The sequence below is a fragment of the Natrinema sp. 1APR25-10V2 genome (assembly GCF_031626495.1).
Classification (GTDB): Archaea; Halobacteriota; Halobacteria; order Halobacteriales; family Natrialbaceae; genus Natrinema.
In genome coordinates, this window is the sequence record NZ_JAMQOJ010000019.1 from 1 (window position 1) to 858 (window position 858).

The 858-nt window shown below is 67.9% G+C and carries 1 protein-coding gene and 2 pseudogenes; all 3 read right to left on the minus strand.

The window, feature by feature from the left end; genetic code table 11:
- Window positions 1-74: pseudogene (locus NDO75_RS27680) on the minus strand (YeeE/YedE family protein); the annotation flags it as partial.
- Window positions 71-628: a YeeE/YedE family protein gene (locus NDO75_RS27685; protein WP_310909761.1), complete on the minus strand. Its 558-nt coding sequence runs from the start codon at window positions 626-628 to the stop codon at window positions 71-73. The gene NDO75_RS27685 and the pseudogene NDO75_RS27680, both read right to left, overlap by 4 nt.
- A gap of 8 nt (window positions 629-636) precedes the next feature.
- Window positions 637-858, minus strand: a pseudogene (locus NDO75_RS27690) (MBL fold metallo-hydrolase); the annotation flags it as partial.

An 858-nucleotide genomic window follows, 5' to 3' on the forward strand; every position in this document is an offset into this window, starting at 1 on the left:
CCGAGCCCGAAGCCGAAGATCAGGCCGCCGACGAGGACCAGCGGCATGAACAGGGGATGGCGATCGCCGCTCATGGTGACACCCCCAGTGCGGCGACGAGTTGAGCGGTGACGATCGCGACGGTCAGGAACGTCACGACGCCGACCAGCGAGGTCTTCGACGCCGAACCGACGCCGCAGACGCCGTGGCCGGACGTACAGCCCTTGCCGATGCGGGTGCCGATGCCGACGAAGACGCCGCCGACCAGCAGCCGCCAGGCCTGGACGTCGGTCGTCCACAGCGTCACGCCGCCGACCTCGTACAGGGTGCCGGTCGTCCCGGGTTCGTAGAGCGCGGTCGTGATCACGCCCGACTGAACCGTCGCCGCGAACGCCAGCGCGCCGAGGATGATCCCGAGCGTGAACACGACGCGCCAGTCTCGAGACGAGACGTACTGCTGGAACCGCGACTGGCCGGAGACGTACGACAGCGTCGACTCGAGGAAGGTGCTGGCGCCGGCGGGGATGCCGGTCCCGACGTAGATGACGACCGTGCCGAGACCGACGAGCATTCCGCCGACGGCGTAGCGACTGATCCCGTTGGGGAACAGCTCGGCGGCCAGCTGGAGCGGTACTGGATCAGCGACCATCGGCCCGGTTAGTCACCCGCGAGCGATTCCTGGCTCGCCGCGCAGTTGTTCGGCCCGAGCTCGAGTTCGAACGCCTCGTCGTCGTCGGCCTCCCGTTGACCGAGGTTCGTCGCGATGATGTCCTCGTAGTTGGCCGGTCGCGGCGGCATGTCCGAGAGGATCAACTCGACGAACGACTCCTCGTCCATCGTCAGCGCGTCCATCTCATCGACGAGGTCACCGATCGGCGC

Coding starts and splice junctions, on each gene's coding strand:
- NDO75_RS27685 (WP_310909761.1), bottom strand. CDS start 628: ATGGTCGCTGATCCAGTACCGCTCCAGCTGGCCGCCGAGCTGTTCCCC.